This is a genomic window from Pseudoalteromonas sp. 31A1 (assembly GCF_011378815.1).
GTDB classification, from domain to species: Bacteria; Pseudomonadota; Gammaproteobacteria; order Enterobacterales; family Alteromonadaceae; genus Pseudoalteromonas; species Pseudoalteromonas arctica.
Genome location: NZ_WTKY01000013.1, coordinates 51270 through 69318, shown reverse-complemented (window position 1 = coordinate 69318; position 18049 = coordinate 51270). Strand labels below are relative to the sequence as shown.

General features: G+C 37.9%; 19 protein-coding genes. 8 read left to right on the top strand and 11 right to left on the bottom strand.

Annotation, left to right across the window (positions count from 1 at the left end):
- Positions 1-12: 12 nt before the first annotated feature.
- The 5 genes from GQR52_RS12930 to ilvY all read right to left on the bottom strand — a co-directional run bounded on the left by GQR52_RS12930 (position 13) and on the right by ilvY (position 4430).
- Positions 13-705, bottom strand: coding sequence for a response regulator (locus GQR52_RS12930; protein ID WP_007584133.1), 693 nt, complete (start codon positions 703-705; stop codon positions 13-15).
- A 14-nt stretch (positions 706-719) separates the two neighbouring features.
- A complete protein-coding gene (locus GQR52_RS12925; protein WP_197116694.1) occupies positions 720-1100 on the bottom strand; it encodes a DUF3019 domain-containing protein in 381 nt (126 codons plus the stop codon).
- A gap of 1 nt (position 1101) precedes the next feature.
- Positions 1102-1914: a MipA/OmpV family protein gene (locus GQR52_RS12920; protein ID WP_165728717.1), complete on the bottom strand. Its 813-nt coding sequence runs from the start codon at positions 1912-1914 to the stop codon at positions 1102-1104.
- 447 nt (positions 1915-2361) lie between these two features.
- The gene (locus tag GQR52_RS12915) at positions 2362-3408 is read right to left on the bottom strand and encodes a GGDEF domain-containing protein (protein ID WP_206017489.1); all 1047 of its coding nucleotides are present in this window, start codon (positions 3406-3408) and stop codon (positions 2362-2364) included.
- Positions 3409-3524: 116 nt separating this feature from the next.
- Complete coding sequence (gene ilvY / locus GQR52_RS12910) at positions 3525-4430, bottom strand: HTH-type transcriptional activator IlvY (RefSeq protein WP_165728716.1); 906 nt, start codon at positions 4428-4430, stop codon at positions 3525-3527.
- 138 nt (positions 4431-4568) lie between these two features.
- Between ilvY and ilvC the strand changes: the two genes are divergently transcribed.
- Both ilvC and GQR52_RS12900 read left to right on the top strand, forming a co-directional pair.
- Entirely contained in the window at positions 4569-6041 is a 1473-nt protein-coding gene (ilvC, locus tag GQR52_RS12905) for a ketol-acid reductoisomerase (RefSeq protein WP_024589917.1), read from the top strand.
- A 192-nt stretch (positions 6042-6233) separates the two neighbouring features.
- Positions 6234-8153, top strand: a complete 1920-nt coding sequence (locus tag GQR52_RS12900) for a methyl-accepting chemotaxis protein (protein ID WP_165728715.1) — start codon at positions 6234-6236, stop codon at positions 8151-8153.
- An 88-nt stretch (positions 8154-8241) separates the two neighbouring features.
- Here the strand turns inward: GQR52_RS12900 and GQR52_RS12895 are convergent, their stop codons facing one another.
- Positions 8242-8571: a GIY-YIG nuclease family protein gene (locus GQR52_RS12895; RefSeq protein ID WP_165728714.1), complete on the bottom strand. Its 330-nt coding sequence runs from the start codon at positions 8569-8571 to the stop codon at positions 8242-8244.
- Positions 8572-8678: 107 nt separating this feature from the next.
- Here GQR52_RS12895 and bamE point away from each other — a divergent pair, with 107 nt between their 5' ends.
- Positions 8679-9038, top strand: coding sequence for an outer membrane protein assembly factor BamE (gene bamE / locus GQR52_RS12890; RefSeq protein ID WP_004335706.1), 360 nt, complete (start codon positions 8679-8681; stop codon positions 9036-9038).
- Positions 9039-9171: 133 nt separating this feature from the next.
- On the opposite strand, the gene GQR52_RS12885 is transcribed toward bamE, so the two are convergent.
- Together GQR52_RS12885 and GQR52_RS12880 are read right to left on the bottom strand one after the other, a co-directional pair.
- Complete coding sequence (locus GQR52_RS12885; protein ID WP_007584122.1) at positions 9172-9495, bottom strand: RnfH family protein; 324 nt, start codon at positions 9493-9495, stop codon at positions 9172-9174.
- Entirely contained in the window at positions 9492-9932 is a 441-nt protein-coding gene (locus tag GQR52_RS12880) for a type II toxin-antitoxin system RatA family toxin (RefSeq protein ID WP_007584120.1), read from the bottom strand. Before GQR52_RS12880 ends, GQR52_RS12885 begins: the two co-directional genes overlap by 4 nt.
- Positions 9933-10079: 147 nt before the next feature.
- Here GQR52_RS12880 and smpB point away from each other — a divergent pair, with 147 nt between their 5' ends.
- Both smpB and GQR52_RS12870 read left to right on the top strand, forming a co-directional pair.
- Positions 10080-10559, top strand: a complete 480-nt coding sequence (smpB, locus tag GQR52_RS12875; protein ID WP_010553883.1) for an SsrA-binding protein SmpB — start codon at positions 10080-10082, stop codon at positions 10557-10559.
- Between the two features lie 747 nt (positions 10560-11306).
- The gene (locus GQR52_RS12870) at positions 11307-13898 is read left to right on the top strand and encodes a TonB-dependent receptor (protein WP_024608153.1); all 2592 of its coding nucleotides are present in this window, start codon (positions 11307-11309) and stop codon (positions 13896-13898) included.
- A 59-nt stretch (positions 13899-13957) separates the two neighbouring features.
- On the opposite strand, the gene GQR52_RS12865 is transcribed toward GQR52_RS12870, so the two are convergent.
- Both GQR52_RS12865 and fadR read right to left on the bottom strand, forming a co-directional pair.
- Entirely contained in the window at positions 13958-14563 is a 606-nt protein-coding gene (locus tag GQR52_RS12865) for a peroxiredoxin C (RefSeq protein WP_007378637.1), read from the bottom strand.
- Between the two features lie 364 nt (positions 14564-14927).
- Entirely contained in the window at positions 14928-15641 is a 714-nt protein-coding gene (fadR, locus tag GQR52_RS12860; protein ID WP_004335692.1) for a fatty acid metabolism transcriptional regulator FadR, read from the bottom strand.
- A 543-nt stretch (positions 15642-16184) separates the two neighbouring features.
- Between fadR and dsbB the strand changes: the two genes are divergently transcribed.
- Entirely contained in the window at positions 16185-16703 is a 519-nt protein-coding gene (gene dsbB / locus GQR52_RS12855; RefSeq protein ID WP_165728713.1) for a disulfide bond formation protein DsbB, read from the top strand.
- Position 16704: 1 nt separating this feature from the next.
- On the top strand, positions 16705-17007 hold the full coding sequence (locus tag GQR52_RS12850) for a DUF6170 family protein (protein WP_165728712.1): 303 nt from the start codon (positions 16705-16707) through the stop codon (positions 17005-17007).
- Between the two features lie 24 nt (positions 17008-17031).
- On the opposite strand, the gene GQR52_RS12845 is transcribed toward GQR52_RS12850, so the two are convergent.
- Positions 17032-17328, bottom strand: a complete 297-nt coding sequence (locus GQR52_RS12845; RefSeq protein ID WP_165728711.1) for a helix-hairpin-helix domain-containing protein — start codon at positions 17326-17328, stop codon at positions 17032-17034.
- Between the two features lie 312 nt (positions 17329-17640).
- Here GQR52_RS12845 and GQR52_RS12840 point away from each other — a divergent pair, with 312 nt between their 5' ends.
- Positions 17641-17958, top strand: a complete 318-nt coding sequence (locus tag GQR52_RS12840; RefSeq protein ID WP_165728710.1) for a YebG family protein — start codon at positions 17641-17643, stop codon at positions 17956-17958.
- Positions 17959-18049 lie beyond the last annotated feature (91 nt).

The window sequence follows — 18049 nt, the reverse complement described above, 5'->3', positions numbered from 1 at the left end:
CCTTAAATAGTTCTAAAGATCCCATGCATCAGAAACAAATAAGTAGCCTTGTCCCCATACAGTTTTTATACGATATGGCTTATCGCTGTTGTCGCCTAATTTTTTACGAATTCGTGATACGCGTACATCCACAGTTCTATCAAGTCCATCGTATTGGCGGCCAATCATATGCTGGTGCACATGTTCTCGACTTAGTACTTCACCCGCATTTGACGCTAATAGCCATAGTAACTCAAACTCGTGCGAAGTTAATACAATCTCCGAATCACTTAGTTTTACAATACGACTTGTTTTATCAATGACTAAATCACCAAACTGGAGCTCTTCGCTTGATTTTACCATGGGTTGTCCACGACGCAGTAATGCATTAATTCGCGCTAGTAATACACGTGGCTCTGCTGGTTTTATTACATAATCATCAGCGCCAAGCTCTAAGCCAAGTACTTGGTCGAAATCTTCACCTTTAGCAGTCAACATTAAAATTGGTAGAGTAAATTTATCTCTTACTTGGCGGCAAACGCTAAAGCCATCTTTACCTGGCAGCATAACGTCTAAAATCATTAAATCGGGTGTATTGTTTTCTAAGTAATTAAACACTTCGTCACCACGGTCTAATACTTCGACTTCAAGGCCATTATGTTCAAGGTAATCTTTTGTTAGTTGTTGTAAACCGAGATCATCTTCAACAAGTAAAATTTTTGGCATTAGTTGCTCCTAAATTAAAAAAAGCTCCACGGAGAGCGAAGCCTACGCCTATTTTTTTTAGCATGGGCGCTTTGTACTTCAACCTGTGTTTTTGCTATTAACACACCCGTATGAGGATTGATTAAGGAGTATATGGTCTCCACCTGAACACGCGCTTTATAATTAAATTGCCCAGAAAGTTGTTGCTCCCAGCATTGAAGCCGTTGCTCTTGCTGATACAAACAGACATCACTGTAGGCGTTTAATTGCCATTTAAATTGTAAATCAAGATCGCAAAAACCCTGCTGTTCAGAGACAACGCAGACTTTTGGAGAAACGCTAAAAAAAGGGGTTTGTGCCACACTAAAACCACTAAAAAAAGTGGTAATAAAGACAACTAATATTAAATACTTCATATTAAAAAGTACGATCGAATCCTATAAATGCAGTCATTGAATAAGTACGTTCGAAGAGCGGACTGCCATCCATAGCCGAATAGTCGTAATATGCTACATGAAAACGAAGAGAGTCAGCCTTACTCAGTGGCCAACGGGCGTCGATTTTAGCATAAGGTTGCCAACTACTACCAACGTCTATTTTGCCAAATTGAGTTTCACCCTCATTAAGTCCATAAAAATAGCTATTTAGTTCCGCAGATTTATAGTTTATTCCAAGTGTTGGCTTTATTTTGAGCTTTCCTATCACAGTATGATACTGCCACTGTAATGCTGCGCGTACACCTCGATAAACATCGGTTATATCATGCAGAGCCTGAACCGAAAAAACATGGTCTTCATTTACATAGTGATATGCAATACCCGCATCCAGTGCAATTTGCCGTTTATGTAAATTATCAATATTAACATAGCGAGAGGACGAGGCTTCATCTTGCATTACGAACTGATTGTTGAGGGCACTACTTTGTAGTGTAAATACATTTTTAGGGTGCCAGTCTATAAAAAAGCGAGACTCAGAGTTGAGTTCACCAACTAGATTAAAGTGATGCTTAGGGGTTTGCAAAAATGAATAACCAAGACGGCCATTATCAAAAAACCATTGCTCTGCATAAAACGCAACTTGAGGAATAAGCACGAGCGGAATATTATCTCCACCATGCAAAGGGTTGGTTATAACTCCAGCCCCCACGCTTAAACTCAAATGCAGACGATCGGTTGTTATATCTTGCTCTGTATAATCATCAGCATGCTTGCTTGCCTGTGTTGCTTGCACCGAAAGGCAAACAAACAAAGTGCTAAAACATAGAGCTGTTAATAATGAGAAGGCATACCGCATCAGCGTAAATCAAAGTATCAAAATAAGTGAGTTCCCCATACTAGCAAGGTCTTTTTAAACTAGCTCTAGCTGGTTACAATTATTCACAATTTGTATACAAAAATGTTAACTTTATGCTTTTCGGACTATTTATCTTTCAAGGTAGTTGTGTCTAAGGACTATATTTTGAGTTGCTTGTGTAATTTTTGACTAATAGTACTTTAAGATCCTTTGAAAATGAGGCACTACGTAGCAAATGCAATTATTCAAATAAAAAATTACTAAGAGCTAACTCGCTAAAGCTCTATTGGGTTTTACCTGCTTGTTTACCAAAACTGAAGTTGGATTAAATCGCCCTAAATTGAGCGGCTTTAACCCAAATAAATCAGAAACCTCTGGCACTTATTAAATATCAGGGGCTATTTCTATACGATTTCGTCCATGTGTTTTGGCAATGTATAAGGCTCTATCTGCACGCTCAACTAAAACAGAACTATTTGTAAATGGCCGTAAAATTGCTAAGCCAAAACTTGCTGAAATAGCACGTTTTGCAGTTACATCATGCTTTTTACGAATCGCCAATTTTGCTATTGCTAAACGAATACAATCTGCAAATGCTATTATATCGTTAATAGTGTCAAAGTAGGCTGTTATGCAAAACTCCTCGCTACCATATCTATACACATTTGCAGCTTCAGTTGTATTTTCTCTCACTTTTTTAGCAACTAGCCTAAGGACTTCATCACCCTTTTGATGGCCAAAATCATCGTTAAAGCGCTTAAAATGATCAATATCAAACATAATGAGTACGGCAAGAGAGTCTTCTTGCGCTTGCTCTGAGTATTCGAGGCAAAAGTTTACAATATCAGAATCAAACTTACCTCGATTATAAAAACCCGTAAGCGTGTCGGTATCGGCTGCTTCCTTTGAAATATTGAGTGCTTCTTTTAAATCTTTTATTTCATTGTAGGCAACGGCTAATTTAGTCTGAAACTCCCGAGCATAATCTTGCATTGCAATAGAATCGTCGGTTAAACGCTCAACACAACCTAGTATCTCATTGTAAGAGTTTACATCAACAAGCATATTTAATTCATTTTGTGAGTCGACTAAACTCGTCGTAAAGCTTTTAGAGTGATCAAGCGTTGTGCTTATATCTTGCTGAACTTGCTCCATAGTTGTATGAAATTTTTCAGTCATTTCTTGAAAAAAAACGAGATCGTCTTGCGTTAAATATTTATCAAAAATTTCTTTTGCTTTGTCTTGTGAACATGTTTGTTGCAGAGCAATAACATGGTCTAACTCAGCATTTAATGAAGGTTTGTTTCCTTGAATATAACAGTACCAAATTGCATAGTTGATGGGTGTAACCGGCATTCGGTATTTTACCATCAAAGGAATCGCCTTTTTTAGGCATTGAGCAGAATGAGCAAGTGATACGGCGTGGTTCATAAATAAACTCTCAAGCGTCATTGTTTTTATTATTAGCGCTCAATGTTAAGTAATAGTAAACTTATACGCAACCTATATTCATACTATTTAACTAACTTGCTTATTCTCTGCGCGCATTAAATCGCTTTTGCATCTAAAGTTTGCGCAATATTCCACAAAGCACTGATTGCAGGGTCATTTAACTCTTTCCTTAATACTGCCAAACCAATATCAAACCCATCAGGCGCTTGCATTTTTGGTGTTAGTATTTGTACTTTATCTTGCAGCGGGCTGTTATCTAGCACTATTTTAGGGACCATTGCGACACCTAATCCTAAGCTCACCATAGATACCATTGCTTCGTGCCCAGCAACTTGTGCGTAAATTTTCCCGTGAATATTATTTTTGCGCCACCAGTGTTCTAACCTTTGGCGAGAAAAACCTTGTTCTGGCACAATAAATTCTAAATCAGACCAATTAATGCCATCACTATTGTGTGTTAATTTTTCTGTGATCGGACATTGAATTTTTGGTCCAATTAATAAAAGTGGAGAATGCCCTATATCTACAAAAGCAATTTGCGCCGGTAACTTATTTGGCTTAGCTGCAATAGCCATTAATTCATGCCCATCTAACACACGGTTTATAGCAAGTGCAGGGTCGCCTGTATTTAATGTTATTTCTATATACTGATGCTGCGCACGAAGTTGCTCTAATATTTGATGTAAAAAACTATAAGATGCAGTAACCGAGCAATAAATACTTACTTTGCCGTAAATATGTTGTTGTGGGTCTTTCACATTCGTTTTAAAACGCTGCCAATTAGCAAGCGTTGCTGTGGCGTAATCAATAAACGACTCACCCTCACGCGTTAATTTAACACTGCGGTTATCGCGTACAAATAATGCAACACCTACCTCTTCTTCCAAGTGTTTTATATTGCGGCTCAAAGTGGGTGCGCTTATATGACAAAGCTCGCTTGCGCGTCCAAAATGAAGTGTTTTAGCCAGTGCTAAAAAGTAGTTTAAATGTTTATGATCCATGCCAAACCCAGTATTTCATATTATGAAACACTTTAATTCAAATATATCATTTTACGCAAGCAACGATTTTACATATGGTGTTTGTAAGCGCAATAAACCTTGCGCATCTAACAAACATGACTTTATAGGACACTAACAATGGCGAATTATTTCAATACCTTACCTTTACGCGAGCAATTAGCGCAATTAGCGCAATGTGAATTTATGGACGCAGGCGAATTTGCCGATGGCGTTGACGCACTTAAAGGTAAAAAACTAGTTATTGTAGGCTGTGGCGCACAAGGTTTAAACCAAGGCTTAAACTTACGTGACTCTGGTTTAGATGTTTCTTACACATTACGTGCTTCAGCTATTTCTGAGCGTCGCCAATCATTTTTAAATGCGTCTGAAAACGGCTTTACTGTTGGTACTTATGAAGAATTAATTCCTACCGCTGACGTAGTACTTAACTTAACACCAGATAAACAACATACCGCTGTAGTAAGTGCAATTATGCCACTTATGAAAAAAGACTCTACACTTGCTTACTCTCATGGTTTTAATATCGTTGAAGAAGGCATGCAAGTACGTGAAGACATTACTGTAATCATGGTTGCACCTAAGTGTCCTGGTTCTGAAGTACGTGAAGAATACAAACGCGGTTTTGGTGTGCCAACTCTGATCGCAGTTCACCCAGAAAATGACCCTCAAGGCCTTGGTTTAGCACAAGCTAAAGCGTATGCAGCGGGTACTGGCGGACATCGCGCAGGTGTACTTAAATCATCATTTATTGCTGAGGTTAAGTCTGACCTAATGGGCGAGCAAACCATTTTATGTGGCATGTTACAAACTGGCTCTATTTTATGTTTTGATAAAATGGTAGAAAAAGGCGTTGATGCGGGTTATGCATCAAAACTAATTCAATACGGCTGGGAAGTAATTACCGAAGCACTTAAGTACGGCGGCGTTACTAACATGCTTGACCGCCTTTCAAACCCAGCAAAAGTAAAAGCGTTTGAACTAAGTGAAGAGCTAAAACTAATTATGCGCCCGCTTTATAATAAGCATCAAGATGACATCATCGACGGCACTTTCTCACGCACTATGATGGAAGACTGGAATAACGATGACGTAAACTTACTTAAATGGCGCGCAGAAACAGCAGAAACTAACTTTGAAAAGACCCCTGCTGGCGATGTAGAAATCTCTGAACAAGAATTTTTTGATAACGGTATTTTAATGGTAGCAATGGTTAAAGCAGGTGTTGAACTTGCATTTGAAACCATGACAGCAGCCGGCATTATTGAAGAGTCGGCCTACTACGAGTCATTACACGAAACGCCATTAATCGCCAATACTATTGCGCGTAAAAAGCTTTTTGAAATGAACCGTACTATCTCTGATACTGCAGAATACGGCTGTTATTTATATAACCATGCATGTTTACCATTACTTGCTGATTTTATGAAAAACGTTGATACAGACATTATCGGTAAAGGCCTTGGCGAGCACAGTAACCAAGTTGATAACCAAACATTAATTCAAATTAACGCTGCATTGCGCGAACACCCAGTTGAAAAAGTAGGTGCTAAATTACGTGGCTACATGTCAGCAATGAAAAAGATTGTTTAACCCTAAACAATAAATGTTTCGCTTGTTAGAAACCAAGCCCGTATGCTTTTTGCATGTGGGCTTTTTTATGCCTGTTAATAAAACTTTAATCAATCTGGTATATCTTTGCCTATTCTGCTTAGCCAATATTTAGTTCCAAATAAATAATGTGCTAATATGTTTTTCTATTTAGTTGTAAAATTAATTAATATCATGACGATACAAAATCTTTCGATCACTCAAAAAATCACAGCTTTAGGCAGTGTTATTGCTATATGCGTAGCCGCACTGATTGGTTTGACTTCCCTACACAGCTCAGAGGATATTATTGAGCGACGTATGATTGAGTCAGAGCTCCCTAGTAAACTGCAAACAATCAGTAATCACATAGGCGGTGAAATCAACGAGTTACTCGGTGCTGCTCAGCAACTATCATCAAACGAATTTATTTTACAATGGGCTCAATCAAACAACCAAGACGATACATTACTATTAAAAGAATTAAATCGCGTTGCCCAGCAATACGATTTAGCCACAGCATCTTGGGCAAATAGAGACACTGCACAGTACTGGAACCAGAATGGGTTTTTGCGTGTGTTAAAAAACGATGCATCCGATGGCTGGTTCTTTGCTTTTAAGCAATCAAAACAACCTTACTCTATCAGTATTTATCAAGAGTCAGCCAATGATGTGAAAATGTTTGTAAATCATCAGCAAGCTAATGGGACTGGTTTAGCAGGTCTTGCAAAAAGCATCACTGATATGCAAAAGCTATTACAGCAATTTAAAATTGAGCAAACAGGCTTTGTATTCATTGCAGATAAAAGTGGATTGATTCAGCTTCATAAAGATGCAAGTAAAGTAGCTAAAGCAAACATTGATGATTTATATACTGCAAATATTCACAGCCAACTATTTAATAGTAATGGCTTTGCACTAGAAGAAATTAATTTAAATGGCGAACCGACACTTGTAGCTGCTATGCCTATTAAAAACACCGATTTATATGTTGTAGCCCAAGTGCCAAAAAGTGAAGTTTTCGCAAGCGTAAACACCCTGCAATGGCAAATATTTACTTTTACGGTAATTACAGCATTGGTTGCGAGTTTAATCAGTTATTTGCTTGCTCGCTCACTTTCATCTCCACTTTCTAAAATGGCTGAGTTATTTTCACGCTTAGGCTCTGGCGATGCAAATTTAGCATACCGCTTACCAGAATCGAGCCAACCAGAGCTTAACAATCTAAGTAACGGCTTTAACCAGTTTATAAATAAAATAGAAACAGCGATTACTCAAGTTGCGAGCGAAAGTCACGATATTAGAAAAAGCTCTGATCATGTATTTGAACAAGCAAAACGGAACTCCCAAGCAATAGACAACCAAAAAGAACAAACAATATCTGTCGCAGCAGCAATCAACGAAATGGGCGCTACAGTACAAGAAATAGCGCAAAGCGCAGCAAATACAGCTAAGTTAACCGATAACAGCCGCGAAAATACTATTCAAAGCCATAAACAAGTACTCCAAAGCCAAGCAACTATATCAGCCCTTGCCAGCGATATTGATGGCATAACAGAGCAAGTTACTTTGCTTTCTAAAAAAACGGTTGATATTGCAAGTATTGTTGACTCAATTAGAGGCATATCGGATCAAACTAATCTACTTGCTTTAAATGCTGCAATTGAATCTGCTCGCGCAGGTGAACACGGACGCGGCTTTGCTGTTGTTGCTGATGAAGTACGTGCACTGGCAAACCGTACATCGCAATCAACCACCGAAATTCAATCTATGATTGAAGAGCTTACAAAAATATCTGATGATGTAGTTAATGATATTAGCCAATCGAAAGATAAAGCTCAGCAAAGCGTTGGTGCAATGCAAAGCTCTGTTGAATTACTTGATACGATAACCGAAACAGCAAATCAAATAAACGATATGGCTACGCTTATAGCGACTGCAACTGAGCAGCAAAGTAATGTGGTTGCCGATGTAAGTCGTAATATTGAGCAAATTAGCGAAATTAGTGATAAAGCAATGAGCGAACAAATCAATACAGAGCAAGCGATTCGCGACTTAGCCAACAGTGCACAAACACTTGATGCGCTTGTAGCTACCTTTGAACAGCATCGCTAAGCAGCTCTGATATTACACGCCAGCTATGAGCATAAGCTATATTCGAAGATAGTTTTTGCTCATAACGAATATGCTTAATTTACACAAACTAAGTACTTTTGCTATCGCCAGTATTAAATGCTAAAACGTACGCTTCCTTTTTAGCTCTAGGGAGCTTTTTTAATTGATACTCAAGCTTACTTGCTTCACTTTTATTACCTACTTGTTGTTGATGGATAAGTAAAAGAGGCCCTTTTCCTCTAAGGTTTTTAGCCCCTTTACCAGCTTGATGAGTTGCAAAGCGTTTTTCAACATTAGTCGTGATCCCTGTGTACCAATGACCAAATCGTGTTTCAACTATATATAAAAACCAAGTAGACTCAGTTTTTAAAATATTCGTTTCAATATGCTGTAAACTTTTTTCATTATCAGTGGTCAAAACATTACCTTAACGCCCTTAACATAAAACAATTGCTTAAAAGGGTTTTACCTTCAGTGACTAATCGGTATCATGCAGATTATAAAAAATAAGGATCACAACTAACAATGCAGTCGTTAAAAACTTTTTCTCTTTGGCTTATCGTCGCTTTAACACTTAGCTCAGCAGCAGGTTGCTCTAGCTGGGTATACCGAATTAACATTCCACAAGGTAACTTTTTAGAGCAATCGGATGTTGAAAAACTTCGTGTAAATATGACCCGAGAGCAAGTTGTTTATGTATTAGGTAGACCTATTGCCGAGGACGCCTTTGATAACAATACTTGGCGCTATATTTACAGCTTTAATAAAGGCCGTAAAAACGAACAAAATAAAGAGTTAGTAATTAACTTTGAAAATGAAAAGTTAGTTTCAATCTCAGGTGATTATGACCAACCTGAAAACTTTACTACACCGCTAGAGCAATAAACGTCTCAGGTAGTAAAAAAGGTGAGCATGGCTCACCTTTTTTATTGGTTTACTTAAAAAGCTTTTACCATTTTAAAAGACGTTAGCGTGTGATTTAATCTGTTAAATTGTTCGAAGTTTATGCCGATTGGTATTACTTCTCGAGTGGGCGACCACCCGTTATTTTATTTGCACGCCCCTCTTCTTTTGCTTTTTCTGCACGTTTTCTGCGGGCATCTTTAGGATCTGCAATTAGTGGACGGTATATTTCTATACGGTCACCGTCTTTTAATTCATAGTTAGCTTTTACAGTTCGATTCCACACACCTAACGTTAGCGATGTGGCATCTATTTCTGGGCACTTTTCTATAATACCTGACTGAATAACAGCTTGCTCGACTGTAGTCCCTTGTGGCACTTCAATTGATAAACACGTGGCCGTGGTCGGTAATGCAAAGACCACTTCAACATTAATCATACTCGCGCTCCATAAACCTGTTTTGCACGTTGAGTAAATGCACTCACCATATTTTTTGCTACATCGTTAAAAATCTTTCCAAAGGCAAGCTCTATTAACTTACTTGAAAATTCAAACTCTAGGTGCAAATGAACCTTACATGCTTTGGCGTCAAGCTCTTGAAAATGCCAGCGCCCTTTTAAGGTCTTAAACGGACCATCAACAAGGCGCAGTAACACGGTTTGCTCATCAACAAAGGTGTTTTCGGTGGTAAACCACTTTTTTATACCCGCCTTAGATATTTCTAAACTCGCGGTCATGTTATTATCGTGCTGTGAAACAATTTTTGAGTCTGAGCAATTTGGTAAAAACTGTGAATAAGCTTCTACATCATTAACTAGATCAAACATCTCTTTAGTGCTGTACATAACCAGCGCACTTTTTTCTATTTGTGGCATACTCACTCCCAACTGTGTGGGCGAATTTTAGCAAGCTTTGCGCGTTTCCCCAAATTTTCATGCTGCTTAAATTAAAGCTAAATTTTTAAAAGCATTATTAAAAAAATCGATGTAAAACATCTCACATTACGTATATTATAGGGCACTATGGCTAAGAAAAATTCATCAAAATCGACAAGTAATACCATCGCGCTAAACAAAAAAGCGCGACATGAGTATTTTTTACACGATAAGTTTGAAGCGGGTGTTGAACTACAAGGCTGGGAAGTTAAAAGTATCCGAGCTGGTAAAGTAAATATCACAGAAACTTATATTCATCTTAAAAATGGCGAAGCATTTTTACTTGGCAGTCAAATTCAGCCACTTATAAGTGCATCGACCCATGTAATTTGCGACCCGCTACGTTATCGTAAATTGCTATTAAGCAGACGCGAACTTGACCGTTTATTCGGTGCAACAGAGCGCGATGGCTATTCTTTAATAGCTACAGCGATGTACTGGAAAAAATGCTGGGTAAAACTTGAGTTTCATTTGGCAAAAGGTAAGAAATTACACGACAAACGCGAAGACGGTAAAGATAAAGACTGGTCGCGTGAAAAAGAACGCTTAATGAAGCATAAAGCATAATTAAAAACGCCTAATTTATTAGGCGTTTTTAATTTCACCTATATAAAAGCTCAAATAATACCAATTCTCTTAATTAAATAATCTACTTTGAAATAAGAAAATCGTATCGATAACAAGACAAAACTTGTTATACCAATCTGCTTATATATGGGGTCTATTTAACGTTAAGAAAATTACGCTAGAACTAGGCAAAAATTTTTATATCTAGTTGTTCTAAATAAAAAATTTTTAACGACGTTATAGTGCAATTTAATTCGTTAAATTGATCAAAGATTTATGCAGGTTGGTATTACTTAGCCATTATCAGCAATTACTCCTGCATTACCCCACCTCCTGTATCTAGCAGTCGTAAATCAGAAAATTTCAATGCCTTTAGCATCAACTTTAACCCCTCAAATTGATTAAGTATTACTGCGAATTGGTATTACATAATTGAATAAATTAAAAGTATAAAAACAAACATAAGTTTTAATTTATAGAAATAAATTATTACAAATTATTTCTATAAATTAGCTATTCCACACATGGCTTCATGTAGCTATATGACAATTATTAACCCTATGTCCTATTCACGCTTAGTTTCACCTAGAAAACAAAGTATAAATAAGGTCATAAAACCCACAAAAAAGCATTGAAACTAATACTTAAATCAAAAATTAAGCTAATTGCTAACACTTAAGTTACATGATATTAATACCCGCGCTTGTTAAGCAAATAATTTTATAATATATCAACAAGGACTTAAGGATGAAGCAATCAACTGCATTTACACCAAGCATTATTGTGGGCGCAACACTCGCATTATCAGCAGGTTTTACAACAACAGCCTACGCAGCAGAAGAAGCTAAAAAAGTAGAGCGAATTCAGGTTACTGGTTCTCGTATTAAGCGAACTGATATTGAAGGGCCTTCTCCGGTACAATCAATCGGTAGAGCTGAAATCGAAAACATGGGTTACGATAATTTACAGCAACTTCTAGAAAGAATGCCTGTAGCAGGTAGCGGTACTTTCTCTACTCGTGGTAACAACCAAGATTCAACCGCTAACGGTTCAGCTGCAGTAAGCTTACGTGGCTTAGGAGCCGATGCAACACTGGTATTAATTAATGGTCGCCGTGTATCAATTAGTGCCTTTGCTGAAGGTATCACCAACTCATTTGTAGATATTAACAGTATTCCTGTTTCTGCTATTGAGCGTATCGACATACTAAAAGATGGCGCTTCAGCTATCTATGGCTCAGATGCAGTAGCGGGTGTAGTTAACGTTATCTTAAAGAAAGATATTGATGGTGTTGAGATTAACCTAGGCTATGGCGGTACGGATGGTCCAAATTATGAAGAAACAACAGCAAGCCTAGTTTGGGGTACAACAAGCGAAAAAAGTAGTGCATCTGTTATTATCGATTACTTTAAAAACACATCTCTTTCTTCTGATGAAATGGGCAGCCTTGGCACTGCAAACCAAGCACCTTATGGTGGTGAAGATTTCCGTTCATCTCGTGGTTTCCCAGGCTACTTTTATGTGGATGGCGTTAAAACAATCGACCCTGCCTGTCCTGCTGAAAATGCAACTTCAAGTGGTAGCTGTTTATTTGATTACGGCCCATATGGATATGTTGCCCCAGCATCTGAGCGTGTAGGCGCTATTTCACAATTTGAATACCGCTTTGATAACGGCATTACTGGCTTTTTAGAAATGGCTGTTCAGCATAACAGCTCTGTCGCTGCAGGTGCACCAACACCACTTGATGAAGATGCAGGCCTTACGGTACCCGCTAATCACCCAAACAATCCATTTGGTGAAGACATTCAAATTGGTCGTTACCGTACAGTAGATGCAGGCGCTCGCCAATGGGACATTGAGTCAGACACCTTACGCTTTGTTGCAGGGTTAAAAGGCGAAATAAACGATTGGAGCTGGGAGACAGCGGTACAAAAAGGTCGCAGTAAATCACTACAAACAGGCGATCGTACACAAGGCTGGGTACGCACCGATTTCTTACAACAAGAAATTGATGCCGGTAACTATAATCCATTCGGTGGCACATATAACGACCCAGCTGTAATTGACAGAATCACAACTAGCTTAGTGCGTCGCGGTGAGTCTCATATGACCTCTTTTGACGCTAACATTACAGGTGAAGCGTTTAGTTTTGGTGGCGAAGCTGTAATGATGGCCGCCGGTATTGAGTACCGTGAAGAAGATGTAAATGATATCCCTGATGATCAATTTCAACGTGGCTTAATATTTGGTACTGAATCAGTATCAGCTTCTGCTGATCGTGAACAATACGCTGCATATGTTGAGTTCTCAATCCCACTTGCTGAAAACCTCGAACTACAATTAGCCGGTCGTTACGATGATTATAGCGACTTTGGTACTACAACAAATCCAAAAATAGCTCTGCGCTGGGCACCGACTGATGAAGTAACGGTTCGTGGTTCTTGGGCGCAAGGCTTTAGAGCGCCTTCGTTAGCGCAAATAGGCTTAGGTCCATCACAAAAAAGCCAATTTTTTGTTGATACACAGCGCTGTGAACAAACAGGATTAGATTGCCAAGCACTTGATTACAACATTGAGTTCTCTGGTAACCCTGATTTACAAGCAGAAGAGTCAGAATCATGGAACGTGGGCGTTATCTGGGCACCAACAGCTGAGTTTGGTTTAAGTGTTGATGTATGGAGCATTACTCAAGATAATAAAATCGATGAAGAAGAATTTGGTCCTATTTATGCTGCAGAATGTGGTAACCAAAATAGTACCGTATGTGTTCGTTTAGCTCCTACAGGCGGAGCAAGCTTAGGCACAATACAAAAAATACACAGCACATTTAAAAATTTATCATCGCAAGAAGTGTCTGGTGTTGATGTTTCAGCAAACTATAACCACTCTCTTGATGACTTAGGTTTACTTAAATTTAATTTAGAGTGGGCATATCAAGATAAGTTTGAAAAAGATGGTCGTGATTACACGGGTGAATATGGCTACCCAGAGCATCGCTTTATTTTCTCAACCAACTGGGAAATTGGTGAGTTTAACACCAATGTAAATATCAGTTATGTAGGCGAATTTGAAGATACGCCTGATATCGACTTTGATGGCAATTTAGACTTTGATAGCAATACTTCACGTATGATTGACTCGCAAACGCTTGTTGATTTACAAACGTCGTACCGTATTACTGAATCAGCTAAAATATCTTTAGGTGTTAATAACTTATTTGATGAAGAGCCACCATTTGCAATTGGTGATGGCGATGGCGATTTATACGGTTATGCATCAGCTGTGCATAATCCTCGTGGCCGCTACTTGTACACTAAAGTAAGCTTTTCTTTCTAAATAAAAGACACAAAAAAACCGCCAATTGGCGGTTTTTTTATTTAAAACTAAGGGCTAAATTATAGCTCGCCTTCGTTTTCAGATAAGAACTTAGCAACGCCTTCAGGGCTTGCGTCCATACCTTTTTTACCTTCAGTCCAACCAGCAGGACATACTTCACCGTGTTCAGTGTGGAACGCTAGCGCGTCAACCATGCGAAGCATTTCGTCGATGTTACGACCTAGTGGTAAATCGTTCACTACTTGGTGACGTACATTGCCTTCTTCGTCGATTAAGAATGAACCACGAAATGCAACACCTGCTTCTGGATGCTCAACGTCATACGCTTTACAAATTTCGTGTTTAACATCTGCAACTAGTGCGTATTGAACTTTACCAATACCGCCGTCTGCAACAGCAGTGTTACGCCATGCGTTATGTGAGAATTGTGAATCGATAGAAACACCAATTACTTCTACGCCACGCTTTTGAAACTCTTCAAAACGCTTATCAAATGCAATAAGTTCAGAAGGACATACAAACGTGAAATCTAGTGGGTAAAAGAAGATAACTGCTTTTTTACCTTTAATTGTTTCATGAAGGTTATAGCTATCTACAATTTCACCGTTACCAAGAACAGCTGCAGCGGTAAAGTCTGGTGCCTGGCGGCCTACTAATACACCCATTTTATTCTCCAAATATTTTGAGTTTGTTTTCAATTGCTTTCGCAATGCTGGTACTTATATGGGCGCTAAAAATTAAAAACCAATAGCGAACACATATAATTAATTGGCATTCTAAAGTTATTCACTACAAAAGAACAATCGCATTTAACGATGTGAGCAATCGAAAATAACGAACACTTACAACTTGCACTAATCTGCTTGAATAATAGGTCTATTTTGAAGTGTAAATTGCGTTGTAATTAGATAGAACTTTTGACGTTACTGAAGAAAGCTTAATACATTAAATTGTTTAAAAATTCATATAATGCGGTATTAATTTTTACAGCTACAAAAAAACCTGCAAATGCAGGTTTCTCGTTTAAATTTAATCCATTATATCTGAGGGCATATCGCCTCGAATTTTTTGCCAAATCTCACCTGTTTGATGACCGTATTTACGCATCATCGAAATAGCACCATCGTGCTCTTTATTTTCTGCCAAGATTGTTAAATCTTTATAAAACTGACGAGCAAGTTCACGAGTTCCGGCATCAGAGAAGTAATGACAACCAATCTTTGAATAAAAGCCTCTAAAACCGTTGAGTATTAATACATAAATACGGTTATTACCCGCAACGGCTAATTCGTGATGAACTTTATAATCGTAGTCAGCAAATGCCTGCGCAGTGTCTTCTAGCTCATGACTTTGTGATAAAATTTCAATTACACGTTCAGGATTTAACTTAATTGCAGCACGTGTATAAATAGCACTGATATTAGTACGTGCAGATAAAAGCTGATCTGTCAGCTCTGGCATCTTGTCTTCATCTAAGCGCGCTAGTGTTTCAAGAATATTTAAGCCAGACGTCTCCCAAAAGTTATTTACTTTTGTTGGTTTACCATGCTGAATTGTTAACCAACCATCACGTGCTAAACGCTGTAATACTTCTCTCAAGGTCGTTCTTGTTACACCAATTAACTCTGAAAGTTCTCGCTCGGCAGGTAGAATTGAACCTGGAGGGAAATCGCCGTTCCAAATAGATTCAACTATATATTCTTCAGCAAATCCTGCTGGGCTTTTCGCTTTAAAAATTCTCATCCAGTTCCCACTCGAATTAATCAACACTCATCGTTTTACACGAATAACTGACTGATTGTACCAGACGAAGCATAACTAACAAGTAAAGTCAGATATATTAATAAGCAAATGAGTAGAAATTAAAGATTAATAAATAATAAAATTTAGGTTTTTCTAATATCGCTACAATGTATAAATATACAGAGCAATATTCATTGTAGGTACATTGTAATTATTGGTATTTTTATTTACACCATACTTAGCTGAATCAACTTAATACACATAAGTACATTAAAAAGGAACACCTATGCAACAGAGCGTTCTAACAGCAACTTTAAAGAAGTGATTAGGCAATGCACCAATGTTGTATAAGTAAGCGATATAACTTAGCTTATGTATCAATGGGAACTAAGTAGAGCGCCATGTAACCTCTGCTGAGGCTGTATTGAGTAGTCAATAATTTCATCTTATAAAAAGCGACTTCGGTAGCTTTTTTTTCCTTTTTGTTGCCGCATACATTATCCTAGGTCATAATCTAACATCTTATTTAAACGCGGAATTTTTATGAACTGGCTTGCGCAATTACCCACCCAACGTACCCCGTGGCTTTTATTTACAGCTATCGTTTTTTTACTTGAAGTGACCGCCCTTTTCTTTCAATACCAAATGGGATTGGCGCCTTGCATAATGTGCATATATCAACGTACCGCTGTACTGGGTTTATTAGGTGCAGGCATTGTAGGTTCGACTAAACCACAGAGCAAAGCAGTTCGTATATTAGCGTATGTAATTTGGGGTGTATCGAGTGTTTGGGGATACCTTATAGCTCGCGAGCATATTGATATGCAAACCACCACAGACCCTTTTGCATTTAGCTGTGAGTTTGAACCAAACTTCCCATCGTTTATGCCGTTACACGAATGGATACCTAGCTTTTTTCAGGCGACCGGGGATTGTGGAAATATAGATTGGCAGTTTATTGGTTTGAGCATGCCTGCTTGGATGGAAATTATATTTGCGCTATTCTCAATCACTTTGTTTGCTTTAGTGATTAGCCGCTTAATAACAAAAAAATCGATTTAATATGTTTACCTTTTTTTCAAGCCAATTAGATGATCTTAAACACTTAAAAGTGCGCAAGCGCCAGGACGTAATAGCACTTTCGTTAAGTATGTTATCGCCAACTGATAAAGTGTTACTACGTATTATTAAATTAATATTACTAAGTCCACTATTTTTAATATTCACGGTATTTAAAGGTTGGATATTAATCCCGTTTTTGATACTTGGTGGGCTTTGCTATCCGCTATTAACAACACCTATTGAAATTAACTTTGCTAAAAAGCACTTAAGCGATGCATTAAAACAATTTAATCAGGGCGCATAGCGCCCTGATTATTACTTAATAGCTTTAAAGTGAAATTTTCCCCTCTAATTTAGCTAATAGTTTTTTACCAATTCCTTTAACTTGCGATAAATCACTGACGCTTTTAAATTCACCGTTTTCTTCACGATAATCCACAATTGCCTGCGCTTTTTTCTTACCTATACCCGGTAGCTTAGCAAGCATATCTGCATCAGCATTATTTATACTAATTGTCTCAACTTGAGGCATTTGCTTGGTTACTTCCGATAGTTGTGCATATACGGTAGTTGCAGGTAGTAAGCATAATAAGCTTATGATGAGTAAATTTTTTAACGTTTTCATTAAACTTGCCCTTATTCTTCTTTTCTTAATTTTGAGTATTGCTCAGGAAATCAATAAATAAGGAACTGTAAAGTTCATCACTTAAAGTGTACCTAAGCGCATTATCACTATGATCCGAAATCCTGAAAATGCAGCTGGTACAACAAGTGATTGCTTAACTAAAGTAAAGTTACCGTTTTTTGTCAAATTTAAGACACCTAAAAATTAATACTTCGCGCTTGCAAATTTACGCCCAAACCATTACTGTACATAAAAACAGTAATCTAATGGTTTTTACAAACCACGGTGCCAAGCAATTTTGCAGGAGAAATCATGGCTGTTGTTGTTAAATATGTTGTAGAACGAAACGGAGTCGAGCGTATGACGTTTACTACCAAAAAAGAAGCTGATGCTTATGACAAGATGCTCGATATAGCAGAATCACTTGAGCTAATGCTAGAAAAGGTAGACGTACCGCTTAGTGAGCAACAAATTGAATCACTTGCTTTAGAAATAGCGAAAAGCAAAGATGACTTTATGACCATATTAAAGGGCGGCAAAGATCCAGTTGTTACCAAAGCGCCAGCAAAAAGTAAAAAGTCAGATAATGTTGCATCAATTGAAGATAGCAACGATAAAAAAGCAAGTTAATTCGTAGATTGCCCTTTCCTCGGACGGGACAAACTAAATAAAAAAGGGAGCAACTAAGTTGCTCCCTTTTTTATTATACCAATTCACTTAA